This window comes from Nocardia sp. JW2 (assembly GCF_051843015.1).
Classification (GTDB): domain Bacteria; phylum Actinomycetota; class Actinomycetes; order Mycobacteriales; family Mycobacteriaceae; genus Nocardia; species Nocardia coubleae.
Window position 1 is genome coordinate 46,433 of record NZ_JBPXLK010000023.1, and the last position, 24,090, is coordinate 70,522.

The 24,090-nt window shown below is 67.0% G+C and carries 25 protein-coding genes; 13 read left to right on the forward strand and 12 right to left on the reverse strand.

The features are described from left to right. Nucleotides 1-12: 12 nt before the first annotated feature. From ACSVDM_RS25310 to ACSVDM_RS25320, 3 genes are all read right to left on the reverse strand, one after another. A complete protein-coding gene (locus ACSVDM_RS25310; protein ID WP_439268365.1) occupies nucleotides 13-1,494 on the reverse strand; it encodes an adenylate/guanylate cyclase domain-containing protein in 1,482 nt (493 codons plus the stop codon). 118 nt (nucleotides 1,495-1,612) lie between these two features. Then, nucleotides 1,613-2,287: a PAQR family membrane homeostasis protein TrhA gene (gene trhA / locus ACSVDM_RS25315; protein WP_439268366.1), complete on the reverse strand. Its 675-nt coding sequence runs from the start codon at nucleotides 2,285-2,287 to the stop codon at nucleotides 1,613-1,615. 157 nt (nucleotides 2,288-2,444) lie between these two features. Beyond that, complete coding sequence (locus ACSVDM_RS25320; RefSeq protein ID WP_439268367.1) at nucleotides 2,445-2,834, reverse strand: Dabb family protein; 390 nt, start codon at nucleotides 2,832-2,834, stop codon at nucleotides 2,445-2,447. Between the two features lie 112 nt (nucleotides 2,835-2,946). Between ACSVDM_RS25320 and ACSVDM_RS25325 the strand changes: the two genes are divergently transcribed. The 4 genes from ACSVDM_RS25325 to ACSVDM_RS25340 all read left to right on the forward strand — a co-directional run bounded on the left by ACSVDM_RS25325 (nucleotide 2,947) and on the right by ACSVDM_RS25340 (nucleotide 6,264). Continuing rightward, on the forward strand, nucleotides 2,947-3,588 hold the full coding sequence (locus ACSVDM_RS25325) for a TetR/AcrR family transcriptional regulator (protein WP_439268368.1): 642 nt from the start codon (nucleotides 2,947-2,949) through the stop codon (nucleotides 3,586-3,588). 136 nt (nucleotides 3,589-3,724) lie between these two features. Then, entirely contained in the window at nucleotides 3,725-4,504 is a 780-nt protein-coding gene (locus ACSVDM_RS25330; protein WP_067485647.1) for an isoprenyl transferase, read from the forward strand. Between the two features lie 29 nt (nucleotides 4,505-4,533). Continuing rightward, entirely contained in the window at nucleotides 4,534-5,100 is a 567-nt protein-coding gene (locus ACSVDM_RS25335; protein ID WP_067637819.1) for a hypothetical protein, read from the forward strand. A 78-nt stretch (nucleotides 5,101-5,178) separates the two neighbouring features. Next, nucleotides 5,179-6,264: a hypothetical protein gene (locus ACSVDM_RS25340; RefSeq protein WP_439268369.1), complete on the forward strand. Its 1,086-nt coding sequence runs from the start codon at nucleotides 5,179-5,181 to the stop codon at nucleotides 6,262-6,264. Here ACSVDM_RS25340 and coaA read toward each other — a convergent pair. After that, nucleotides 6,261-7,193, reverse strand: a complete 933-nt coding sequence (gene coaA / locus ACSVDM_RS25345; protein ID WP_067485654.1) for a type I pantothenate kinase — start codon at nucleotides 7,191-7,193, stop codon at nucleotides 6,261-6,263. The two genes, ACSVDM_RS25340 and coaA, sit on opposite strands and share 4 nt — an antisense overlap. 199 nt (nucleotides 7,194-7,392) lie before the next feature. Here coaA and ACSVDM_RS25350 point away from each other — a divergent pair, with 199 nt between their 5' ends. Further along, a complete protein-coding gene (locus tag ACSVDM_RS25350; RefSeq protein ID WP_439268370.1) occupies nucleotides 7,393-8,622 on the forward strand; it encodes a DUF885 domain-containing protein in 1,230 nt (409 codons plus the stop codon). A 366-nt stretch (nucleotides 8,623-8,988) separates the two neighbouring features. Then, complete coding sequence (gene glyA, locus ACSVDM_RS25355) at nucleotides 8,989-10,284, forward strand: serine hydroxymethyltransferase (protein WP_067485658.1); 1,296 nt, start codon at nucleotides 8,989-8,991, stop codon at nucleotides 10,282-10,284. A 187-nt stretch (nucleotides 10,285-10,471) separates the two neighbouring features. Here glyA and ACSVDM_RS25360 read toward each other — a convergent pair whose 3' ends face one another. From ACSVDM_RS25360 to ACSVDM_RS25375, 4 genes are all read right to left on the reverse strand, one after another. Further along, nucleotides 10,472-11,314 (reverse strand): RDD family protein, encoded by an 843-nt coding sequence (locus ACSVDM_RS25360; protein ID WP_439268371.1) that lies wholly within the window; start codon nucleotides 11,312-11,314, stop codon nucleotides 10,472-10,474. 143 nt (nucleotides 11,315-11,457) lie between these two features. Further along, nucleotides 11,458-12,063 (reverse strand): hypothetical protein, encoded by a 606-nt coding sequence (locus tag ACSVDM_RS25365; RefSeq protein WP_439268372.1) that lies wholly within the window; start codon nucleotides 12,061-12,063, stop codon nucleotides 11,458-11,460. After that, the gene (locus tag ACSVDM_RS25370) at nucleotides 12,056-13,363 is read right to left on the reverse strand and encodes a hypothetical protein (protein WP_439268373.1); all 1,308 of its coding nucleotides are present in this window, start codon (nucleotides 13,361-13,363) and stop codon (nucleotides 12,056-12,058) included. Before ACSVDM_RS25370 ends, ACSVDM_RS25365 begins: the two co-directional genes overlap by 8 nt. Further along, a complete protein-coding gene (locus ACSVDM_RS25375; RefSeq protein ID WP_439268374.1) occupies nucleotides 13,360-13,698 on the reverse strand; it encodes a hypothetical protein in 339 nt (112 codons plus the stop codon). The genes ACSVDM_RS25370 and ACSVDM_RS25375 overlap by 4 nt, the downstream gene beginning before the upstream one ends. 233 nt (nucleotides 13,699-13,931) lie before the next feature. On the opposite strand from ACSVDM_RS25375, the gene ACSVDM_RS25380 reads away from it, so the two are divergent. Beyond that, nucleotides 13,932-14,147 carry a hypothetical protein gene (locus ACSVDM_RS25380; RefSeq protein ID WP_067485666.1) on the forward strand — a complete coding sequence of 72 codons (216 nt, stop codon included), beginning with the start codon at nucleotides 13,932-13,934 and terminating at the stop codon, nucleotides 14,145-14,147. Continuing rightward, a complete protein-coding gene (locus ACSVDM_RS25385) occupies nucleotides 14,144-15,442 on the forward strand; it encodes a hypothetical protein (protein WP_067637810.1) in 1,299 nt (432 codons plus the stop codon). The genes ACSVDM_RS25380 and ACSVDM_RS25385 overlap by 4 nt, the downstream gene beginning before the upstream one ends. 4 nt (nucleotides 15,443-15,446) lie before the next feature. Here ACSVDM_RS25385 and ACSVDM_RS25390 read toward each other — a convergent pair whose 3' ends face one another. Both ACSVDM_RS25390 and ACSVDM_RS25395 read right to left on the reverse strand, forming a co-directional pair. Then, complete coding sequence (locus ACSVDM_RS25390; protein WP_439268375.1) at nucleotides 15,447-16,430, reverse strand: LLM class F420-dependent oxidoreductase; 984 nt, start codon at nucleotides 16,428-16,430, stop codon at nucleotides 15,447-15,449. Between the two features lie 33 nt (nucleotides 16,431-16,463). After that, a complete protein-coding gene (locus ACSVDM_RS25395; RefSeq protein WP_439268376.1) occupies nucleotides 16,464-17,651 on the reverse strand; it encodes an FAD-dependent monooxygenase in 1,188 nt (395 codons plus the stop codon). Between the two features lie 140 nt (nucleotides 17,652-17,791). Between ACSVDM_RS25395 and ACSVDM_RS25400 the strand changes: the two genes are divergently transcribed. Both ACSVDM_RS25400 and ACSVDM_RS25405 read left to right on the forward strand, forming a co-directional pair. Further along, nucleotides 17,792-18,514, forward strand: coding sequence for a TetR/AcrR family transcriptional regulator (locus ACSVDM_RS25400; protein ID WP_439268377.1), 723 nt, complete (start codon nucleotides 17,792-17,794; stop codon nucleotides 18,512-18,514). A gap of 9 nt (nucleotides 18,515-18,523) precedes the next feature. Further along, the gene (locus tag ACSVDM_RS25405; RefSeq protein ID WP_439268378.1) at nucleotides 18,524-18,937 is read left to right on the forward strand and encodes a limonene-1,2-epoxide hydrolase family protein; all 414 of its coding nucleotides are present in this window, start codon (nucleotides 18,524-18,526) and stop codon (nucleotides 18,935-18,937) included. A 1-nt stretch (nucleotide 18,938) separates the two neighbouring features. Here the strand turns inward: ACSVDM_RS25405 and ACSVDM_RS25410 are convergent, their stop codons facing one another. Then, nucleotides 18,939-19,211, reverse strand: a complete 273-nt coding sequence (locus ACSVDM_RS25410; RefSeq protein WP_067485986.1) for a hypothetical protein — start codon at nucleotides 19,209-19,211, stop codon at nucleotides 18,939-18,941. A 289-nt stretch (nucleotides 19,212-19,500) separates the two neighbouring features. On the opposite strand from ACSVDM_RS25410, the gene ACSVDM_RS25415 reads away from it, so the two are divergent. From ACSVDM_RS25415 to ACSVDM_RS25425, 3 genes are all read left to right on the forward strand, one after another. Continuing rightward, on the forward strand, nucleotides 19,501-20,874 hold the full coding sequence (locus tag ACSVDM_RS25415; RefSeq protein ID WP_067485988.1) for a PhoH family protein: 1,374 nt from the start codon (nucleotides 19,501-19,503) through the stop codon (nucleotides 20,872-20,874). A 184-nt stretch (nucleotides 20,875-21,058) separates the two neighbouring features. Beyond that, nucleotides 21,059-21,682 (forward strand): LGFP repeat-containing protein, encoded by a 624-nt coding sequence (locus ACSVDM_RS25420; RefSeq protein ID WP_439268379.1) that lies wholly within the window; start codon nucleotides 21,059-21,061, stop codon nucleotides 21,680-21,682. Between the two features lie 72 nt (nucleotides 21,683-21,754). Then, complete coding sequence (locus ACSVDM_RS25425) at nucleotides 21,755-22,609, forward strand: acyl-ACP desaturase (protein WP_439268380.1); 855 nt, start codon at nucleotides 21,755-21,757, stop codon at nucleotides 22,607-22,609. A gap of 51 nt (nucleotides 22,610-22,660) precedes the next feature. On the opposite strand, the gene ACSVDM_RS25430 is transcribed toward ACSVDM_RS25425, so the two are convergent. Continuing rightward, a complete protein-coding gene (locus tag ACSVDM_RS25430; protein WP_181696588.1) occupies nucleotides 22,661-24,067 on the reverse strand; it encodes a class II fumarate hydratase in 1,407 nt (468 codons plus the stop codon). Between the last annotated feature and the right edge of the window lie 23 nt (nucleotides 24,068-24,090).

Below are 24,090 nucleotides of genomic sequence, written 5' to 3' on the forward strand. Positions count from 1 at the left end.
AGGTGCCGCCGATCAGCGGTTCGGTGGGATATCGGTCCAGGTCCGGGTGCGCCCGGGGATGCCGCGCAGCCGAATGTCCTTGTGCCGCTTCCATTTGGCGCGTTCAGCGGGTGCGGACGCCTGCACCACGTCATCGCTGACCAGCACCCGCCGCGTCACTTCCTTGGCGACGGTGGTGAGCCGGGCCGCCTCGTTGACGGCGTCACCGATGACGGTGAACTCGAGGCGGGTGTCGGAGCCGACGTCACCCGCGAACACCTTGCCCCGTGCCACGCCGATACCGATGTCGAGCTCTCCGGTGGCCACCACTTCGTCGCGGATGCGGCGGGCGGCACGCAGGGCCGGGGTGGCGTTGTCGCGCAGCGCCGAGGGCGCGCCGAAGATGCACAGGGCGGCGTCGCCCTGGAATTTGTTGACCAGGCCGCCGTTGTCCTCGGTGGCCGCGACCACGGTGGCCAGCAACCGGTTCAGCTTGTGCACGAACTCCACCGGCTCCATCTCGGCCGACAGCCGCACCGAACCGGTGACGTCGATGAACAGCGCCGACACCGTGCGCACATCACCGGTGAGGTCGGCGCTGCCTGCCAACGCGCGCTCGGCGACCGTCGAGCCGACGTGCTTGCCGAACATGTCCTCCATGTGCGCCTGTTCGCGCAGGGTGGTGGCCAGTTCGTTGACGGAGTGTTCGAGCCGCCCGATCTCACTCGCGCTGCCGACGGGCACCCGCACATCGAGTTCCCCGCGGGTGATCCGGTCCAGCGCCCGGTACATGGCCCGCATCGGGGTCGCGACCGAGCGCGCGAGCAGCGCGGTGGCCAGCATCCCGACGGCGAGGGCGACGATCGAGAACATCCAGGCCGCGCGCACCCGGTCGCTGGCGGGCGTGGTGCGGTCGCTGAGCACCACGATGACGATGAGCCCCGGCAGCGCACCGGACACCGCCCACGTGACGAGCACGCGCACCAGCACCGTGGCACTCGGATGCACGGTCGGTCCGAGGACAGCGGCGACGATGGGGACGGTCGGGCGGATCAGCCGGTCCAGGATCAGGTAGATCACGCCCGCCGATTCGAGGGCGCCGAGGATGAACCCCGCCCCGATCACGGTGGTGTTGTGGTAGTCGGTGAACCGGTCGACCAGCCACACGGTGAGGATGATGCCGGGCAGCCAGATCAGCACGGCGCGCACGGTGATCGCGGCGGGCAGCCGGATCAGCTGGCGAGCTTCGTCCGGTGTCGGTTTGCGTCCTTCGTCCAGCCAGCGCAGGTGTTTTCGGCGGTCGTAGATCGCGAGGCCGATGCCGAGGGCGAATCCGAAGGCCGGGTAGATGGCGATGAGCCAGGCCGCGTCGTGCCAGTCGTCGCCGACCCGGCTGAACACGCCACCGGCCCAGGAGATGAGGAAGATGGCGCCGACGCCGACGAAGTTGGCGGTGATGACCACGAGGGCGAGCCCCCAGTGCGACCGCAGCAGCCAGCGGACCAGCCGGTTCACCGCGCACACCCGTCTACCGCACCCCGTGACGGGGCCGGGGCGGGGCGAGCCGCGCGAATGATCGACACAACTGTCCAGCATAGAAGGCGCGGCCGAGGACACCGCGCACGCACGCCGCTCAGCCGAGCACGACGAGCCAGATCGCGATGTAGTGGCACAGCGCCGCGACGACGGTCGCCGCGTGGAAGAACTCGTGGTGCCCGAAGTCCGGCCACGGATTGGGCCACTTCGTCGCGTACAGCACGGCTCCCACGCTGTAGATCACCCCGCCGATGGCGAGCAACACCAGCGGCCACACCCCCACGTTGTGCAGGAGGGTCGGCGCGACCGGCACCACGGCCCACCCGAGCAGCAGATACAACGGCACGCCGACCCATCTGGGCGCGGTCGGCCACAGCACCTTGAGGGCGACTCCCGCGAGCGCTCCCACCCACACCACGATCAGCAAGGTCCGCCCGGTGCTGTCGGGGAGGCCGAGCACCGCGAACGGGGTGTAACTGCCCGCGATGAACACGAAGATCATCGAGTGGTCCAGCCGCTTCATCCGCACCCGGGTCCGCACGCTCGCCCAGGTCACCCGGTGATACACCGCGCTCACGCCGAACAGCCCGCACACCGCGACCCCGTAGACCACGGTCGCCCACCCGGCCGTGGCCGAGCGCGCGAACCCGGCCACCGCGAGCGCCGCCACCGCGACCACGGCCACACCGAACGCCCACGTATGAATCCACCCGCGAAACCGCGGCTTCACCAGCGCGACAGGCACACCCGAATCGCTACCGACCGCCTCCACGACACCTCCCAGTCAAACCTACGGAACCGTAAGTTACGCCCCCAACGGTACGGCAGGCCCCCGCCAACCACCGTCGAAGGTGCCGACAACCACACAAACAGAATCCACCCGCCGGGCCCAGCGGTGAGGCGGTCGGTTAGTCCGCGAAGGGGCGTGATCAGGCGAAGCGGACCTCGGGAATGGTGGCCATCAATTCGGCCCACTCGGGGTACATGGCGGCTTTGCGCTCATGCATGGCCATGATCTCGGCGCCGAGTTCGGGGTTCATGTCGTCGGACAAGTCGGGGCCGATGACGAGTTCGGCGAAGTGCGGCGCGATGAGCGGATCCCCGGCCAGGTGGACCGGATCGTGCATGTAGCGCTCCAGGGCGTCGAGGTCTTCGATGCCGACGCAATAGCCATGGGTGAGGCCTGCGGCGGGATTGCCGAGGTTCTGGCCGACGGTCGCGAAGCTCACCGAATCGATGGCAGCGGTGCGGCGCATGGTGGCGAGCACTTCGGCGCGTTGCTCCTCGGTGGTCTCGTCGCGGAACCGGAATCGAAGCATGTGGACAAGCATGAATCCTCCTGAATTGAACTGGCTGGTTCAATTTAAAGGACTGATCAGTTAGGCCGCAAGACTGAACCGGGGAGTCAATCGGTGGCGGTAGGCTTGACGAGTGGCAGCACCGGCGCGAGGTCGTATCGACAAGCGGCAGCAGATTCTGGCGGCCGCGTTCGCGGTCTTCGCGCGGCGCGGGTACGCCCAGACCTGTGTGCAGGAGATCGCCGACGAGGCCGGTGTCGCGAAACCGACCGTGTACAACCACCTCACCGACAAGGGCACCCTGTTCCGGGAAGCGCTGCTGACGGCTGCCGATGTGGTGAGCGCGGAAACCCTTGCGGCCGTGGACAGCCTGCGCGACGTCGGTGACGATCCGCGGCAGGCGTTCCTCGACTCGGCGTACCGGCTGCTGCAGGTGTGCGCGAGCGAGCGCGGCCGGTCCCTGCACCGGCTGGCCTACGCGCAGGTCGAGGACTTCGCCGACCTGGCCCTCCAAGTGCAGCAGCGCACCTCGGTCCGGTTGCGCGAAGCACTGGCCGACCGACTGGCCCGCCTGGCGCTGGCAGGCCGATTGCGTGCCTGCGACCCGGACACGGCCGCCGAGCAGTACCTGGCCCTGCTCACCGGCCCCCTCGAGGCACGCTCACACATGGGCGCACGCAAGATCCCGCCCACCGAACTACGCGCCGTCGCCGAAGCCGCGACCGACACCTTCCTACGCGCCTACCTCACAGATCCCGAGAAAGCCGCCCCCTGATCTCGCAAGAACATGGGTAACTCCCCAGCCACCCCAAAACCGGAGCACCTCCTCACCGCCGGCCCGGCACGCCTCTCACCCCGCACCCACGACCGGCAAAAGTCACGGGGAGGCGGCCCAGGCGTAGGGTGCGGGCGTGGAGTTTTTCGGTCGGGTGCGAGGGTTGCCGTACCGCGTCTATGAAGCCAGGCTGTCCAAGCAGCTGGCCGACAAGCAGCACCCCCGCCACGTGGCGGTGATGTGCGACGGGAATCGACGCTGGGCGCGTGAGAACGGGTTCACCGATGTCAGCCACGGTCATCGGGTCGGTGCGCTGAAGATCGCCGAGCTGGTCGGCTGGTGTGCCGCCGAGGGCATCGAGATGGTGACCGTCTACCTGCTGTCGACGGAGAACCTGCGCCGCGATCCCGAGGAGCTCGAGACGCTGTTCGAGGTGATCACCGATGTGGTCGAGGAGTTGTCGGCGCCGGAGCAGAACTGGAGTGTGCGGATCGTCGGTTCGCTCGCCGGTTTCCCCGAGTTGATCGCCAAGCGGCTGCGGGTGGCGGCCGAGCGCACGAGCGGGCGCGACGGTGTGCACGTGAATGTGGCTGTGGGGTACGGGGGTCGGCAGGAGATCACCGACGCGGTGCGCTCGCTGGTGCGTCAGGAGATCGCGGCGGGGGAGTCGGGTGAGGATCTGGTGCAGTCGATCACGGTCGACGCGATCGGCCAGCATCTGTACACCTCGGGCCAGCCCGACCCGGATCTGGTGATCAGAACCTCTGGGGAGCAGCGGCTTTCGGGTTTCCTGTTGTGGCAGAGCGCGTATTCGGAGATCTGGTTCACCGAGGCGTACTGGCCGGAGTTCCGGCGGGTCGATTTTCTTCGCGCGCTGCGGGATTACGCGGCGCGGCACCGTCGCTTCGGGGTGTGATGTCGTAGTCCTCGCGTACTGTCGCGTTCGTGGAACCTGATGAGGCGTCTTACATCAGCTATGAGGAGTTCGGCAGGCGTTTCCTCGAGTACGCCGTGTCCGAGCAGCGCATCGCGGACGCGTTTGGTGAGCTCACCGGTGCCGCTTTCGATTTCGGCCCGATCGGGGTGGGGCCGGGCCGGTTGGCGAAGGTCACCGCGCAGGTGGAGCTCGGTCAGCCGCGCATTCTGCGTTTCGTCGACGCCTTCATCTCCTTCGAGCTGACGATCCCGTTGCATGTGGATCTGGTGGTCGATCTCGCGGTCGACAGGTCGCGGTTCCGGGTGGACGGCACCGTGCACCTGCATCTGACGGCACGCACGGCCGACCCGCTGCGGGTGGTCATCGACATCGCCGAGCCGCGTCCGGGTGATGTGCGGGTGAACGTGGCCAGTTCCACCAAGCGCGGGCAGTTGCTGCGGGTGCTCGCCAGTGTCGATCACGAGATCCGCCGGTTCGTGGCCCGGTACATGTCCGAGGAGATCCGCAAGCCCGAGATCGCCGCGGTGCGCAATATCGATGTGGCGACCAGGTTGGACGCGGCCTGGAAGTTGTGACGAGTCGCCCCGGTTCCGGTGGTGCGCGGGCTAGGCTGCTGCCCGGAACGGACCCGTCGACACAGGTAGGGGACAGCGGTGGGAGTTGCGCGTGCAGGTGCGTGGATCGCGGCGCTCGGTGCGGTCGGCCTGGTAGCCGGGTGTGGGGTCGAGGGCACGCCCGCGCCGGTGATCACCCCGAATCAGCAGCCGGATCGTTCCGGGGTGTTCGCGTATCGAACCGAAGGTGAGCTGGTTGTCGTCCGCGGCGCCGAAACACTGCGTGCGTCGGGCAATTTCGGTTATTCGGCGGCGCCGGTGAATTTCACCCGCGACGGTGCGTTCGCGTTCGCGGTGGAGACGGCGTCCAAGACGCTCGTCGCGCTGAGCGTGGACAACGGTTCCGTGACGCGCACCGAATGCGACTGCACCGACGCGGTCGCCCTGCGCGACGCGGTGGTCGGCTGGTGGCGTGAGCCCGGCCAGATCATGAGCCAGGACCTCGCGGGTACCACTCCCGCCGAGCCCGAACGCGACATCGTGCTCCCGGATTCGCCGAGCCCGCTCTCGGGTGGCAACTGGGACGGCGCCCGCCTGGTCGCGGCCACCGACGAGTACGTGCTGCTGGCACGGTCGGAGTCACGTGGGCTGTGGTGGGAGAAGAACCACCTCTACGCGATCGGCTCGGACGCCATCCTGCCGCTGGGCCGGGTACCCGGCATCGACTCCGAGCTCTCGGCCGCCGCCGGACCCGACGGGCACACCTTCGTGCTCGCGGGCACCACCGCGCGCAGTTCCTCCTGCGGCATCGGTTTCGTCGCGACCATCGACGTGCGAAGCAACGCCGTCTCGGACCTGCCCTCGGTCCCCGGCGAGTGCTCGACGGTCTACAACCCGCGCTGGAGCGGCGACAATGTCATCAGCGTCGCGGTGCGCAAGTGGGCCGACGTGGCCGGGGCCACCAGCACGGTCGACCGCTTGCGTTCGGCCGCCCAGGGCTGGGCGCCGGTCGCCGAGCAACCGGTGATCGACATGCTCGCCCGCTCCGAGCAGACCGTCATCCAGGTGGTCGGCGGTGAGCCGCTCGCGGCGCGGGACACCCCGCAGGGCGTGCTCGTCGTCGAAAAGGGCGGTGCGCGTTCGGAACTGGCGACCGAGGTGGTGTCGCTCGGGTCACCGATCTAGAGCTTGCGCAGACGCAGCCGGTTGATGGTGTGGTCGGAGTCCTTGCGCAACACCAGGGTCGCGCGGGGACGGGTCGGCAGGATGTTGTCGACGAGGTTGGGCCGGTTGGTGGAGTTCCAGATGTCGCGCGCGGCCGCGGTGGCCTGTTCGTCGCTGAAGCCGGCGTAGTGGTGGAAGTGGGCGTTCGGGTCGGCGAAGCCGGTCTTGCGCAGGGCCAGAAAGCGCTGCACGTACCAGTTCTCGATGTCCTCGATCCGCGCGTCGACGTAGATGGAGAAGTCGAACAGGTCCGAGACCATCAGGCGCGGGCCGGTCTGCAGCACGTTGAGGCCCTCGACGATGAGGATGTCGGGCTGGCGCACGCAGTGCTTCTCGTCGGGCACGATGTCGTAGGAGATGTGCGAGTACACCGGCGCGCACACCTCTTCGGCGCCCGATTTCACCTCGGTGACGAAGCGCAGCAGTTTGCGCCGGTCGTAGCTCTCCGGGAAACCCTTGCGGTGCATGATGCCGCGGCGGGTGAGTTCGGCTGTGGGATAGAGGAATCCGTCGGTGGTCACCAGGTCGACGCGCGGGTGGTGATCCCAGCGCGACAGCAGCGCCTGCAGCACGCGCGCGGTGGTCGACTTGCCGACCGCCACGCTGCCGGCGACCCCGATCACGAACGGCACCTGCTTGTCGGGGTGCTTCTCGCCGAGGAACGTGGCGGTCGCGGCGAACAGTCGCTGACGTGCGGCGACCTGCAGGTGGATCAGACGGGCGAGCGGCAGGTACACCTCGGCGACTTCCTCGAGGTCGATCTGCTCGCCGAGGCCGCGTAGTCCGGTCAATTCCTCCTCGGTCAAGACCAGGGGAGTCGACTTGCGCAGGGTGCGCCACTGCTTCCGGTCGAACTCCACGTACGGGCTCGGCTCGCTCATCCGTGCCACTTACCCGACGCTCCGTTCGGGCAAACACGCACAGCTGGGCTGCCCGTTCGGTGAGATCCGGGATAACTCTGACCGCATGCGGCGATTGTGCTCCGTGTCGGTCGTCCGTGCGCAACGGGGGGTTTGGCTACCCGTCGGTAACTAGTAACAACCGCGAGGTAGGGCCCGCTTTTCGAATTCACCACGTAAGGTCGGGCGCATGGGGTCTCATCCGTTCGTCACCGAATACCTGCGGCTCGGACTGGCTTTCGATCGGCTCGAATCCGGCTTCGTCGACGCCTACACCGGCGATCCAGCGCTGCGCCGCGAGATCGACAACGCCGCCGCGCCCGTACCCGCCGACCTGGTCCGGCGCGCCGCCGACCTGCGCGCGGCCCTGCCCGATGCCGGGCTCTCCCCCCAGCGCACCGAGTTCCTCGACGCCCACCTGGTGGCGATGGAATGTTCGGCGCGCAAGTTCGCGGGTGAGGAGATCGGTTTCGTCGACGAGGTCCGCGCGTACTTCGACGTCGACATCACACCGGGCGACCCCGACGACTACCGCGAGGCGCACCGGCAGATGGACGAGGTGCTCGGCGGCGACGGACCGCTGGCCGAGCGGGTCGCCGCCTACCGGCGCGGCGACGAGATCCCGCCCGAACGGCTGCCCGAATGCGTGGAAGCGTTCTCCAGCGCCCTGCGCGAACGGGTCCGCGCGCGGTATCCGCTGCCCGACCACGAACACGTCACCTACGAGGTGGTCGGCGACAAACCGTGGTCCGGTTTCAACTACTACCTCGGCAACTACCGCTCGACGGTGGCCATCAACTCCGACCTCAAACAGCACATGGCGCACCTGCCCGCGCTCATCGCCCACGAGTCCTACCCCGGGCATCACACCGAGCACTGCCGCAAAGAGGCCGGGCTGGTCGCGGCGGGCGAGGACGAGCAGACGCTGTTCCTGGTCAACACCCCGCAGTGCCTGATGGCCGAGGGCCTGGCCGACCTCGCGCTGCAGTCGATCGTCGGGCCCGGCTGGGGTGTGTGGGCGCAGGAGATCTACGCCGACCTGGGACTGCGTTTCGACGGCGAACGCGCCGAACGGTTCTCGGCCGCGTCGGCGAAACTGCTCAGCGTGCGCCAGGACGCGGCGCTACTGCTGCACGACAAGCACCGCAGCCACGACGAGGTGGCGCAGTTCCTGCAGCGGTGGAGTCTGGCGACGCCCGAGCGGGCCCGTCAGTCGTTGCGGTTCCTGTCCTCGCCGCTGTGGCGCGCCTACATCAGCACCTATGTGGAGGGCTACCGCCTGCTCGGCGGCTGGCTCGACGGTGCGGTCGACGCCCAGGACCGCATCGAACGGTTCGGTCGCCTGCTGGACGAACCACTCACACCGGGGGCGATCCGGCGCCTACTGGATGACGGCGCAACCGCCGGGATTCGTCAGTGAACAGATGAGGTAGCCCAGGTACAACAGGAGGGCCTCGACCGGGTTCGACGGCGCGACGGCCGGGGTGACGGGCAGAGTGTTCATGGCTGGCCTCTCTAGGTGTAGATCACACAGTTCGTGCCGCCGGTCAGGGTGCAGACCAGCTGGTGAACCGCGAGCAGCAGTGCCTCGATCGGGCCTACAGGTGCGAAGTTCATACCTGTGTCATCGGTCACCCGAACCGCGTGCGTTACGGCGGAAAAGCCTGTTCGACGGCTATCGAACCTGGTCAGCGCGGTGTGAGCCGCGTCTCCCGGGTGGCGGGCGCGGCGCCGTTGCGCTATCCCCGTGCCGGGGCGTGCGCACCCGGCCCATAGACTGAGGGTCGTGACGCAGACGACCGCTTCGGTGAATACCCAGTCTCTCGGTGAGCTCGATCCCGAGTTGGCCGCCGCGATGGCGGGCGAGCTCGCCCGCGAACGCGACACCCTCGAGATGATCGCCTCGGAGAACTTCGTGCCGCGCGCGGTCCTGCAGGCGCAGGGTTCCGTGCTCACCAACAAGTACGCCGAGGGCTACCCGGGCCGCCGCTACTACGGTGGCTGTGAGGCCGTCGACGTGGTGGAGACCCTGGCCCGCGACCGTGCCAAGGAACTCTTCGGCGCCGAGTTCGCCAACGTACAGCCGCATTCCGGCGCCCAGGCCAACGCCGCGGTGCTGATGGCGCTGATGAACCCCGGCGAGACCCTGCTCGGCCTCGACCTCGCGCACGGCGGTCACCTCACCCACGGCATGCGCCTGAACTTCTCGGGCAAGCTCTACGACGTCCACTCCTACGGTGTGTCCAAGGAAGATCACCGTATCGACATGGACGAGGTCCGCGACATCGCCAAGGCCGCCAAGCCGAAGGTGATCGTGGCCGGTTGGTCGGCCTACCCGCGTCACCAGGACTTCGCGAAGTTCCGCGAGATCGCCGACGAGGTCGGCGCCTACCTGTGGGTCGACATGGCGCACTTCGCCGGCCTGGTCGCCGCCGGTCTGCACCCCTCGCCGGTGCCGTACGCCGACGTGGTGTCCTCCACCGTGCACAAGACCCTCGGCGGCCCCCGCTCCGGCCTGATCCTGGCCAAGCAGGAGTTCGCCAAGAAGCTCAACTCCGCGGTGTTCCCCGGTCAGCAGGGCGGCCCGCTCATGCACGTGATCGCCGCCAAGGCCGCTGCCTTCAAGATCGCCGCGACCGAGGAGTTCAAGGACCGCCAGGTCCGCACCCTCTCGGGTGCCCGCATCCTCGCCGAGCGCCTCACCGGCGCCGACGTCAAGGACAAGGGCGTCTCGGTCCTCACCGGCGGCACCGACGTGCACCTGGTCCTGGTCGACCTGCGCAACTCCGAACTCGACGGCCAGCAGGCCGAGGACCTCCTGCACGAGGTCGGCATCACCGTCAACCGCAACGCGGTCCCCTTCGACCCGCGCCCCCCGATGGTCACCTCCGGCCTGCGCATCGGCACCGCCGCCCTGGCCACCCGCGGCTTCGGCGACACCGAGTTCACCGAGGTTGCCGACATCATCGCCGCCGCCCTCGCAGGCACCTCCGACACCGAGACCCTGCGTGGTCGCGTCTCCAAGCTCGCCCAGAGCGTCCCGCTCTACCAGGGCCTGGAAGACTGGCGCCTCCTCGGCTGATCCCCGGACACCTCGAACGCCCTCGCAGACCACCCGGTCGGCGAGGGCGTTTTCCGGTCACAACGTCAATGTGATTCCCGGATCCAGGATCCCCACGGTGGGGTGTTGAACCTTCCAACGAGACGTTGATATGTCGTCATCGAGGAGAATCGTGACCGAGCGTCCTGTTCTCGGCCTCGGCGGTGCCCTACATGTCCTTTCGCCGGACCGCGGGAAGTAGATACCGCGCGGGCTTCTCAGGCACAGGACTGTTTCCGACGACCAGCAACGGCATGAGTCCCCCGACCAACCAACACGCGAGTAGCCACCGCATTCGGGGAGGCCGTCCCGTATCCCGATCGATGATGACCAGCCCGAACGGCGCTTTGCCGACAGTGGTGTGCACTACCCCTTGCAGGACAACGCGGTCGAGGAACGAGATCAGCAGGAAGAACAGCAACACGGCACCCACGTGAATGTCGAGCTGGCTCGAATCGGCATTGTTCCACGAGGAGTGGTGGGTCAGTATGGTGAGCGTGAGTGCCGCTGCCAGGTGGAGTACGACATCGAGTACGTAAGCGAGAGTTCGGCGCAGCATCGGAGGGTGTGGCGCGGCGGGTGCGCCCAGATCGCCCTGTGAGGTAGCCGCACGTGGGCTGGTCGGCGGTGCAACTGCCCAGCAATAGCTGAGATCGGCGCCGCCGGGACGTGAGAAGACACCGCGCCGCAATGGATCACCGGCGAACCACACCTGTGTAGTCGTTTCGTCGAAGTAATGGCGGCGCAGTGCCGTCCAGCTGTTCAGGAGATGGGTCTGTACTACCTGACCGTCCTGGTCGAGCAACCTCATGTGTTCGCTGTTGCCGGTACGCACGTACTCGACAGGCCAACAGACCCATGGCAGGCGCAGCATCTGGAGTCGGCGGTGGGCAATCCACACTCCGGTGGCCGCCACCGGCCCACCACAGATGACCAGGAAGAACGCCCCGAACACGACCAGTCCACCTACTGCACGACCGAACTCGCTGTCGGGTCCGCCTGCGTGAATCATCCACCACAGGAGCGGTATACAGCCGAGGACAACAAGTAGCAGCAGCCACCAACGAGCGGTGACCGAGATCAGCGCGGCCCGTGTGGCTGGTACCTGGCTCGCAGGTCCAGGAATTGGTGTCAATGTAGATGCCCGCATTTCTGTCACATATTCAGGGAGAACGCTTCCGGTGTCCGGAAGACCACTGTCCGGGCCATATCGGCAATCATTTTCCTGCAAGCGACCGCGCGTTCGGCATCTGCCGAGGAGAGCTCGATCGCGACCAGCGACGTTCCGTCGTCCGACGGAACCACCGCCTGTAGCTGGTATACGGCTGGGGTTGTCTGTTCTTGCCCAGCTCGGCGCGGCACCACGTGCCCCATCTTCTCGCTGAACATGACGGGATGCGATTCGGTCTCGACCAATGCCACCTGCTCGAGGCTGTTTTCTGCGCTTCTGGCTCGAACCAGATCGGAGAGCACGAGACGTGGATTACGTGGGCCTCCAGGACTGTTCGTTACCGAGATGGTCAGACACGAGTACAGGGGAAGACCGTCTGGGAGAAGATGGGCACCGAACCCGAAGTACCGGGTGCCGTTCGCAACAAGCGACTCCAGGAGCGTGGCGATAGTGGGTAGCAACCCACCGAAATGAGACCGAGCCGCATTGCCGCCGACATCGCGCAAAACCTCGGCATTATCGACTACATCGCTCAGTGGTATGGCCGTATAGCCCTCGGGGATCTCGATGGATATCGGTTGATCACTCATCGGCGTACAGCCTGCTTATCAAGTCACCTGCTGTGGTGAGGCCGAGACCAGCTTTTCCAGCTCTCGACACCATCTCGACTCCGCCGATCGTCGTTCCGACACTGGGCGCGTGCCTGCTTGCTTGGCTGATGTCCTGAAGGATGCCCGCCGTCTCGACGCCGATGTTCGAGGGGAGTCTGGAACCCACTGAGCCAAGCGAGTCCAACACTTTCGATGTCAACCCTGGGCTTTGGGCACCTTCGCCGAATGCGGTCATGACTTGGCTGAACTTCGAGGAGGTGCCTGCCGAATCCGCTGCCACATTCGCCACCGAAAGGGCCGTATCGGCTTCGGAGAAGAGCACTTTCGATCCCTTCACGACGCCGCCGACGCCGGGAAGAATCGACAGTGTGTCAACTCCTACCGTGGTGCCGAGCTTTGTTATCGCCTCCTTGTTGAAATCGCCGTTCGCGATGTCGCCCACGGCGTCTCTGACCTCGGGGTCCAATGCGTTCATCCCCAACGCTCCGAGCCCGCTGACCAGTGCGACTGCACCCAACGCGATGCTGAACGGCGGTGGCGTGACCAAGGCCAGCATCCCACTGATTGCAGATGTCGCCGCCAGGGCGTCGTGAATGACCTCCTGATTCTCGGTCAGCCAGTCCACAAACGAGTCCCAGATGCCCTTGTCGGGCTCACTGGGTGCGAAATTGGCTGCAGCCGCGTCGAGCTCGCCGGCTGCTGTCGCGGATACCGAGGTGTGAGTGGTTTGCAGATCCTTCGCGCGGGCGATGATCGCGTCGATCGCGCTCTGCGCGTTGTTGACCGCAGTGGTAGCAGCCGTGACTTTGCTGGTCGCAGCATCGAGACGAGCCTGCGCGGCAGCCAAGGCGCTCGCGTCGGTGAAACTCTGATTTGCCAGACCGAGGTCAGGGTTGGACTTGGCTTGTTGCAGCGCCGTCACTGCCTGAGTGTGAGTGGCTCGGGCAGCGGCAGCTTCCGCTTCGAGTCCTTTAGCGGTGTCTTGGAAACTGACGAGGTTGCCGTGCCAGGTTTGGATCACCGTGGTGGCACCCTCGAGAGAGTTCTTGGCGTAGGTCAGGTCTTGGACGAGCGTCGCGTCCAGGTTCTCGCGAAAGGCATTCCCCGCCTCGCCCTTCCATACATCGTCATTGCTGTTGCGCAATCGGTAGAGGAGGATACTCATTTCGGTGACCGCGTCGGCGGCCGTCTTCACCTTGGTGCCGAGCGCCGCCACTTGGGACGCCGATCCGGGCGCGGGGTCGAAACCTAGGTTCGGGTAGGGGTTTTGGGGGCTCACCTCCCCTCCTCACCGGGGGCGGCCGTGTGCGGACCGCTTTCTACGCCATAGAGGTCGAGCAAGGCCGCGAGCTGCTTGTCGAGGTCCTGGTAGGCAGTCAGGCACTGTGCTACACCATCGGCCGTTGTACGAGCTGATTCACTGATTCTTTCGATGCCGAACTGCCAACGTCGTTGGAAACTGTCGGCAGCATCGTTGAGCGCCGCAGTGCCCAGGTCGGTACCGCTGTCCTTGGCCATGGTTTTCGTCACGTCTGTCAACACCTGCTCGGCGCCGCGCAGCGATTGGACCGTTTTACTGAGCACGTCGATATCGACCTCGAGAAACCCGGTCATCATCCCCTCCTCATCATCTGTCTCTGGTTAGGACGCGCCTAGAGCACTGTCGGTTCCATAGCGAATTTGCATGGCTGGAGTTTGTCGGCGGACCACCATACCCGGTCGCCTCCATAGCCCTTCCTGCCGCGGAAGGTTGATCGGACAACCGGTTGTCGGTTCTGTTGTCACCACTCACAGAAAAAGTTCCGAACGGTACACATCGGGGTGGGGATGGGGCATCGTCGAGTTGTATGGACTGTCGAGCTGAGTTGGCGCGCGAGGTGGGTGGGGTGGTGCCTGCCTTCGAGTTGCTCACCGAGGCCGAGGCCGGGGAGTTGTTGCGGCTGTTCCGGGGGGCTCGGGAGAACGAGCATCGGGCGTTGCATCGGGCTATCGATGCCGCGTTGTCGGCGATGCCCGCGCCGTTGCGTGGGGCGTCGCGGCGGATCATCTTCGGTGAGCGATGATCGAGACCGAGCTCGAGGCGCAGACCCAGTTGGTGGTGCTGGCACGCACTTTGGGGGTTTCGCCGCAGCATCTGGCGCCACTCACACGGCTCGGCGCGGCGCACCTGTCGGCGATCCAGCAGCAGATGCTGTACGCGTTGCACGCCGAGCACGCGGACACCTTTCGCCGGGTCACCCCGGTGGTGCCGATCTTCCCGGTCGGTCTCGGGGTGGCGTTGTTCGAGCGGGTGGTGCCGCCGGTGCTCGCGGCCAGGTTTCTCGGTGCGGTCGGCATCCACTATCCGGAGAAGTGCGCGCAGGCGCTGTGCATGGTCGACGCCGTGTACGCGGCCGACGGTGCGCCGTATCTGGATCCGAACGTCTTCGAGCAGTTGATGCGGTACGGCAGGCCGGAGCCGATCACCCTCATCATCAACGAATTGCTGCGCCGGCGTGACTATGTGACCGCCGCCCGGTTCCTGTCCGTGGTGAACGAACCGTTGATCGCGGCGCTGGAGGAGACCGTCCTCGACGACGCGGGCCTGGTCTACACCGCCGCCTACGCCTACCCCGCGCACACGCTCAGCCGGATCGTCCGGCAACTGCTCGCGGGCCCACGCGGCCGGGTGCCCGGCATGCTCCAGACGGTGCTGGCCGGTCCACCCCCGCTGCACCATGCGATGCTCGCGCTGTTCTGCAAGGTCGAGCCCGAGGTCGCGGCCAAGCTGGGTGACATCTTCTTCGGGCGCGGCGCCGCGCACGAGATCGGCCGCTTCCTGCTGACCGCGGTCGACCGCAGCGCCTCGATCGCGTTGCTCACCCTGATCGGCCGCCTCAATCCCGTTGCGCTGTGGGCATTGTCGACCAATCCACAACTGGCCGACCCCGGCGTGCTGACCCGCTTGGTGCGCGCCCTCGACGGCCGGACCGAAGCCGACCCGTGGCGTGGACTGTTCGCGCTGTCGGCCCGGCTCGGCGAACCGGCCCGCCGCCGGATCGCCGCCACGCTGGCTGAACTCAGCCCCGCTTCGATCGCGGCGCTGCCCGCCCATGCCACCGACGCCACCTACTGGCCCGCCCTGCTGCAACTGCTTGCCGAGTCCGAGCCCGCGGCCCAGGCGCGGGTGGCCGGAATCTGGTCCCGCCTGCCACCGGAATGGCAGGCGGGCATCGACCGTCACATCCGCACCAACCGCTACGACACCCGCCTCGGCATCATCACGAACGCCTTGACCGAGTCGAGCGCCGAAGAGGTCTTCTTCCGTCGTCGTCAGCAGATCCGGCAGCGCGGCGAAGGCGAGTTCGCCGCCTGGTGACGGCTCATTTCACCAGCGGAAGCAGGGCGCGACCGACCGCCTCGACCATGCCCGGCTCGTGGCCGTTGGCGACCATGTTCACGATGACTCCGTCGATGCCCTGATCGAGCACCCGGTCCTTGATCTGTTCGGCGACATCGTCCGGTGTGCCGACGAACTGACGGTCGACGACGCTCTCGCGGCGTTCCGCCTCGCTCATCGATGGCACGTCGATCCCGACCTGCGACATCATGTCGGCCTGGATCTTGCGGGCCCGGTCGCCGTCCTCGTCGGCGATGACGAACGCGAGGAAACTGGTCTCGAGGGTGGCGGGGTCACGATCGACTTCCGCGCATCGCTGTCGCAACGCGGCCACCTTGCGCGGCAGCTCCCAGGCGTTGCAGACGATGTTGAGGTGGTCGCCGAAACGCGCGGCCAGGCCGAAGGTCTTCTTCTCACCGCCGCCGCCGAGCAGGATCGGCAGGTCGTCGCGCAGGCGCGGTTCGTTGATCGCGTTCTCGGTGCGGTACCACTTGCCGTCGAAGGTGGGCCGCTGTCCGCGCAGCATGGGCGTGATGATCTGCAACGCCTCGTCGAGGCGCTCGAAACGTTCGGTGAACGTGCCGAATTCGAAGCCGTACTGCTGGTGTTCGAGCTCGAACCAGCCTGCCCCGATGCCGAGCACCGCGCGTCCACCGCTGACCACGTCGAGGGTGGTCACCGTCTTGGCGAGCAGCGCCGGGTTGCGGTAGGTGTTGCCGGTTACCAAGGCGGACAATTGGATTCGGTCGGTAGCCGTTGCCAGCGCGGAGAGCGCGGAGTACGCCTCGAGCATCGGCGCGTCGGGCGGGCCGATCAACGGCAGCTGATAGAAGTGGTCCATCACGAAGGCGGCGTCGAAGCCGGCCGCTTCCGCTTCCCTCGCCTGCGCGACGACCGTGGGGAACAACTCGCGGATCGAGGCGGTGTTGCTGAAATTGGGCATCTGGTAACCGAGACGAATGCTCATGCGCCGAGCCTATGACCTGGAGTGCACTCCAGGTCAAGCCCTGTTCCGGGCCGATCGCGAGTAGTCGACGAGGTCGACGTCGTTGGCCGCCTTGTCGCCGTACTTCAGCATCAGGCCGAACAAGCGGGAGCCGAGGAACCAGTTGCGGGCCTTGATGCCTACCGCGGTTTTCGGGGCCAGAAATGGGCCGGTGTTGGAGTTCCCGGCGATTTTGGCGTAGCGCTTCATGATCCGGTTGTAGGCACGGTACGCGGCCTCGTGATCACCTGCGGCCGAGCCGAGTTCACCGGCGAGGACGTAGGCACCGACGAGCGCGAGGCCGGTGCCGAAGCCGGCCAGGGTATTGCCGTAGGCGGCGTCACCGAGCAGGGCGACGCGGCCACGGGTGTAGGTGCCGTTCATCCGGACCTGGCTGATCGAGTCGAGGTAGACCTCGTCCAGCTCGTCGAGTTCGGCGAGCATGCGTGGGACATGCCAGCCCACATCGGCGAAAGCCGCACGGAGGATGCGACGTTGGGCCGATGTGTCGGTGCGCGAGTAGTCGAGTTCAGGGGAGGCGAACATGTACATCTGCTGCGCTTTGGCGCCACCGTCGACGGCCAGTTTCCCTGGCACGTTGTGGGCGTATCCCTCGGCCCGCTCGCGCGGCGCCGACTTGTCGGCCCAGCGGCTCGCCCCTGCCACGCAGTAGTAGTAGCCGAGGTGGGTGACGAAGTCCGATTCCGGGCCGAAGACCAAACGCCGTACCCGCGAATGGATTCCATCCGCGCCGACCACGAGGTCGAACGTGCGAGCCGCGGCGTTCTCGAACTCGACATCCACGCCGGACTCGGTCTCACGCAGCGCGGTGACGGTATCGCCGAAAACGTATTCCACTGTGTCCCTGGTCTGTTCGTACAAGACAGCGGCCAGGTCGCCGCGCAGTATCTCGAGTGCGCCTCCGGTGAAATCGCCTGACAAGACTGCCAATTCATGGTCGTCGGCGTCGACGAAGACCAGGTCGGTGGTGCCGGTGCGGCGCGCACGCACCGCGTCGAGGATGCCCATCCGCTTCAGCACCTCCAAGTGGACGCCGTCCTTGAAGTCGACGGCCTGACCGCCGGGCCGCAACGCGGCGGCGCGCTCGACAACGGTGACGGCGAAGCCGTACCGATTCAGCCAGTAGGCGAGGGCGGGCCCGGCGATGCTCGCGCCGGAGATGAGGACGGTCTGATTGGGCATGAAAGCCTCCTCGGGATCAGTGTCCGCCGTAATCTGTTTCCGACGGACACAAAATAGAGTACGGAGGACACTGTTTCCTCGTCAAGATCTGTTTCCGGTGGACGCAAATCGCCGGTATCCTGAGCGCGAAAGGAGGGCCGATGCCGTCACCGACCACCGTCGAGCTGCTGTGGGGCACCGCCCAGCGTCCGACCCGGGGGCCCAAACCCGCGCTCACCCTCGACCGGATCGTCGGCGAGGCGATCGCGCTGGCCGACGCCGAAGGGCTCGCCGCGCTGTCGATGCAGCGCCTGGCGCAGCGCCTCGGCTTCACCAAGATGTCGCTCTACCGGTACGTCCCCGGCAAGGAGCAACTGACGGCGCTCATGCTCGACGAAGCCATCGGCGAACCCCCGAAAATCTCAGCTGTGCAGCAGGATTGGCGAGCAGCGCTGAGAAGTTGGGCCAACGCCATCCACGACAGCTACCGCGCCCATCCCTGGACCATCGACCTCGCGCGTGGTCTTCGCCCCTTCGGCCCGAACGAGATGGCCTGGACCGAATCGGCGCTGACCGCGCTGGCGCACACCGGGCTCAGCGGCCCGGAGCAGCTCGACACCATCGTCCTGCTCAACAGCCACGCTCGCGGCCTTGCCCAGCAGGTCCCGGCAGGCGAGCAGGCGGACCACTTCACCGACCAGTTCACCCAGATGATGACCGCCGCCGCCGAGCGCTACCCGCGGGTCCGCGCCGCGTTCGCCGAGGAAGCGGCCGCCGGCGGCCGCGACAACGCCCTCGATTTCGGCATCGACCGCATCCTCGACGGCATCGCCGCCCTGATCGATCGTCGCGCCGCTCTGGTCCACGAGCCGCCGAAGTCCTAGGCTCACACCATGACCGAGGAACTCCCCGAACCCGCCGTCACCGTGGTGCGCGAATTCTTCGCCGCGCTCGAGATCGACGCGGTCGACGAGGCGCTGGAACTCCTCGATCCGGAGATCGTCTGGAAGAACACCTCGCTGCCGACGATCCGGGGCAAGGACCGGGTCGCCATGGTGTTGCGCGGCCTGGACCGTCCGGCGCTCGGCTTCTGGGCCGAGATGCACCACATCGCCGCCGACGGTGACATCGTGCTCACCGACCGCACCGATTATCTGCGGTTCGGGCCGGTGCGCATCGGGTTCTGGGTCACCGGCACCTTCGAGATCCGCGCGGGGCGGATCGTGTTGTGGGACGACCACTTCAGCAAGGGCAACGTGCTGCGCGGCGCGATCGTCGGGGTGGCCAAGGCGCTCGCCCGCCGCTGACCTACTGGTGTTTGCGTAGGTAGTCCAGGTAGGTGGGGCGCAGGACTTCGGCGATCTTGCCGTCGCCCGCGTGGATGTAGTCGTCGAGCATCGGCAGCACGTACTTGATGTCGGCCTCGCTCTCACCCAGATCGCCCGCCTCGGCCTGGGCCGCGGGAATCGCCTTGAGCAGGTCCCACAGGAACTTCACATCGCCGCGCCGCACGGCCGTTTTCACCGCGCGATCGTGCAGTTCCTTCGACGACAGCTTCTCCAGATCCTGGTCATCGGCCATGCAACGACTGTAGCGCTCGACGCGCCGAACGGCGGCGACCATGCTGGTTAACCTCGAATTCACGGACACGTGGGCCGGACCGGCAGCGCCGTAGCGGGTTCGGCGGTAGCGTCGAAGATGCGGATCGCGTCGGTGTGATTCGTACGGGAGGTCCTGACCGTGACTGAGCTGCTCAGTACGAGGGGGCCGGCACCCGGCCCTCGTGGTGGTTGACAAACCACCTACAAGGACGGACCGGTCCAGCGAGATCGTTCGTGCGGGTGCCGTGCGAACACATAAGGAGCCCACCGTGACTGCTGCACGCTCCGTTTCCGCTCACGCGATGCACACGGCCTCGGCCTCGAAGAAAGGGGCTCGCCCCGCGCGTTCCGGTCTGAAGACTTTCGTCGTAGACACCTCTGTCCTGCTGTCCGACCCCTGGGCGGTGACCCGCTTCGGGGAACATCGGGTGGTCCTGCCGCTGGTCGTGATCAGCGAGCTGGAGGCCAAACGGCACCACCACGAGCTCGGCTGGTTCGCCAGGGAAGCTCTGCGCATGCTCGACGACCTGCGCATGCAGCACGGCAGGCTCGATCAGCCGCTGCCCATCGGCACCGATGGCGGCACCCTGCAGGTGGAGCTCAATCACACCGATGCCTCGGTGCTGCCCGCCGGATTCCGCTCCGAGACCAACGATTCCCGCATCCTGGCCTGCGCGCTGAACTTCTCCGCCGAGGGCGAGGATGTGGTGCTGGTGTCCAAGGACATCCCGTTGCGGGTGAAGGCCAGCGCGGTCGGCTTGGCGGCCGACGAATACCACGCCCAGGACGTGGTCACCTCCGGCTGGAGCGGCATGGTGGAACTCGATGTCGCGGGCTCCCAGATCGATCAGCTCTACAGCGAGTCGGTGATCGACCTCGACGAGGCACGGGAACTGCCCTGCCACACCGGGATCCGGTTGCTCGGCAGCAGCTCCAGTGCGCTCGGACGGGTCACCGCCGACAAGCGGGTGCAGCTGGTGCGCGAACGCGAGGCCTTCGGGTTGCACGGTCGCTCGGCCGAACAGCGCATCGCGCTCGACCTGCTGCTCGACGAGAGCATCGGCATCGTGTCGATGGGTGGCCGTGCGGGCACGGGTAAGTCGGCGCTCGCGCTGACCGCCGGGCTCGAGGCGGTGCTCGAGCGGCGCACCCAGCGCAAGGTGGTGGTGTTCCGTCCGCTGTACGCGGTGGGTGGGCAGGAACTCGGCTACCTGCCCGGTTCGGAGAGCGAGAAGATGGGCCCCTGGGCCCAGGCGGTTTTCGACACGCTCGACGGGCTGGCCAGCCGCGAGGTGATGGACGAGGTGCTCAGCCGCGACATGCTCGAGGTGCTGCCGCTGACCCACATCCGTGGCCGGTCGCTGCACGATTCGTTCGTGATCGTCGACGAGGCGCAGTCGCTGGAACGCAATGTGCTGCTCACCGTGTTGAGCCGGCTCGGGACCGGATCGCGGGTGGTGCTCACCCATGATGTGGCCCAGCGTGACAATCTGCGCGTCGGCAGGCACGACGGTGTGGCCGCGGTGATCGAAAAGCTCAAGGGGCATCCGCTTTTCGCGCACATCACGCTGACCCGCAGTGAACGGTCGCCGATCGCGGCGCTCGTCACCGAAATGCTCGAGGAGTACGGTCCCAACGCGTAATCGGGCAATCGGGCCGCGTCACCGGTCCGAATCCGTTTGATATCGGCGAACTGTGGGTATTATCCGCGGCGACACCTTTCCAGCAACGGCTCGGCGAACACTGTTCTGCCGGGCCGTTGCGGATGTCGGCCAGGCTCCACGTCCGGGGCGGTGCCCCCGGGGGGCCACTCGCGAGAGGATGGATATGAACCACTTCGCTCGACGTACCGCCGCCGGAGGCGCCGCCTTGGTCGCCGCGACCGGACTGCTGCTCGCCGCGGGTTGCGGCGACGACGACAAGGACAAGGTCGATTCGGCCGTCTCCAGCGTGATCACCACCCTGCCCGGCGGGGCGGGTTCGGAGACCACCACCGACCACGCCGATCACACCGACGGCTCCGCGACGGCCACCACCGAGGCCGGGGAGGGCACCGGCAGCGCCACCTCCACCGCGACCGCCGCGGGTGAGTCGACCACCATCTCCGGCCCCAACGGCGACATCACCGTCTCCGGCGAGGTCTACAAGAAGTACGTCGCGGCGGGCGGCGCCGCCAGCCCGCTCGGCGCACCGGAAGAAGCGCAGGAATCGGGCCCCAACGGTGGCCAGTACCAGGACTTCGAGGGCGGAACCGTCTACTGGAGCCCCGAGACCGGCGCCCACATCGTGTGGGGCGAGATCCGTGAGGCCTGGGAGGAGAACGGCGGGGCCAACGGCACCCTCGGCTACCCGACCAGCGACGAAAAGGACATCCCCGGCGGTAAGCAGAGCGACTTCACCGGCGGAACCATCACCTGGGTCGGCGGCCAGACCACCGTCACCCCGAAGTAATCGCGCCGCGGCGCGGGGGTCGGTTCACCCCTTAGGTCCCCGCGCCCGACGGCGAAGTACTAGGTTGGCTGCGTGCAGAAAACTTTGACCGACCGCGAACTGCTGGACGCGCTCGCCGATGTGGTGGAAACGAACCTGAACCGGCACATCGAAGCGGCCGAGGGTTGGCAACCGCACGACCTCGTGCCGTGGTCGGACGGGCGCAACTTCGCCTTCCTCGGCGGCACCGACTGGGCGCCGGACCAGTCCGATCTCAGTGAGACCGCCAAGCTGGCGCTCACGGTGAGCGTGCTCGTCGCCGACAACCTGCCCTCCTACCACCGGGAGCTGGGCAAGTACCTGCGCACCGGGCCGTGGTGGCGCTGGGTCGGCCGGTGGACGGCGGAGGAGAACCGCCACGAGATCATGCTCCGCAACTACCTGATGCTCACCCGCGCGGTCGACCCCGTCGCGCTGGAGCGGGCGCGGATGGCGCACATGACCGCCGGCTTCAACCGGCCGCCGCTGCACCTCATCGACGTGCTCGCCACCTGCGCCTTCGAAGAGGCCGCGGCCGCCATCCGGCACCGCAACACCGCCGCCCTCGGTGAGAACCCGATCGTCACCGCGATGGCCGAGAAGCTGGCCGTCGACGACGAGCTGCAGGCCGAGTTCTTCGCCGAGCTGGTCTCCGCCGCGCTGGACCTGGTCCCCGATCAGGGTGCGCGCGCGATCGCCGACCAGGTGGCGGCCTTCCGGGTGCCCCACGTCGACCTGCCCGGCGGCGGTTCCAGCGACGAAGCCCTGGCCGAAGCGGGCATCTACGACCCCGCCAAGGAAGGCGAGCTGGTGTTCAAGCCGCTGCTGCAGCGCTGGAACATCTTCACCCGCACCGACCTCGGCGAAGAAGGCGAGAAGGCCCGCGCGGAACTCGCGCACCTGGCCTGATCTGTTCACACGACGGCCGCCACCTTCCCGGGTGGCGGCCGTCGTGCTGTCTCAGGACTTCCGGTCGACGTTGGTCATCGCGAGCACGTCGAGCTTCTGATCGAGTTCCTCGACGCTGAGCTTGTCCGGGGTCAGACCCCGATCGATGACGGTCTGGCGGATCGTCTTCTTCTCCCGCAGCGCCTGTTTGGCGACCGCGGCCGCTTCCTCGTAGCCGATGGCCGAGTTCAGCGGCGTGACGATCGACGGCGACGATTCGGCAAGCGTGCGCAGATGCTCCTCGTTGGCGACCAGCCCGGCCACGCACTTGTCGGCGAACAAGCGGGAAACGTTGGCCAGCAAGCGAATCGACTCGAGCAGGTTGCGCGCCATCACCGGAATGTAGACATTGAGCTCGAACGCGCCGCTCGCACCACCGAAGGCGATCGCCGCGTCGTTGCCGACCACCTGCACCGCCACCTGGGTAACCGCTTCGGGCAGTACGGGATTCACCTTGCCGGGCATGATCGAACTGCCCGGCTGCAGGTCGGGGAGCTGCAGTTCGCCGAGGCCCGTGAGCGGGCCCGAACCCATCCAGCGGATATCGTTGGCGATCTTGGTGAGACTCACCGCGATGGTGCGCAGCGCACCCGACGCCTCGACGAGGCCGTCGCGGGCGGCCTGGGCCTCGAAGTGATCGCGCGCCTCGCGCAGGGCGTCGATCTCGGTGGCGCGCACCAGTTCCGCGACGACCTTCGCCCCGAATCCGGCGGGCGCGTTGAGACCGGTGCCGACCGCGGTGCCGCCGATGGGCAGCTCACCCAGCCGCGGAAGCGTGGCCATGATGCGCTCGATGCCCGCCTGGATCTGGCGGGTGTATCCGCCGAATTCCTGACCGAGCGTCACCGGCACCGCGTCCATCAGGTGGGTGCGGCCGGACTTCACCACGGTGTGCCACTGCTGCGACTTGTCGAGCAGCGCGAGACGCAGATGTTCCAGTGCGGGAACGAGTTCCGCGATCACGGCCTCGGTGGCGGCCAGATGGGTGGCGGTGGGGAAGGTGTCGTTGGACGACTGCGACATGTTCACGTCGTCGTTGGGGTGCACGGTGACGCCGTTACGGGCCGCGATCGACGCGATCACCTCGTTGGCGTTCATGTTCGAACTGGTACCCGAACCGGTCTGGAACACATCGATCGGGAACTGGTCGTCGTGACGGCCGTCGGCGATCTCGTTCGCCGCCGCGATGATCGCCTCGGCCTTCACCGGATCCAGCAGCCCGAGATCCTTGTTCACCTGGGCGCACGCGGCTTTCAGCAGCCCGAGCGCCCGAATCTGTGCCCGCTCGAGCCCGCGCCCACTGATCGGGAAGTTCTCCACCGCCCGCTGCGTCTGCGCCCGCCACAGGGCGTCGACGGGGACGCGAACCTCCCCCATGGTGTCGTGCTCGATGCGGTACTGCGCGTCGTCGTCAGCCATACCTCGACACTAGGACGAGAACC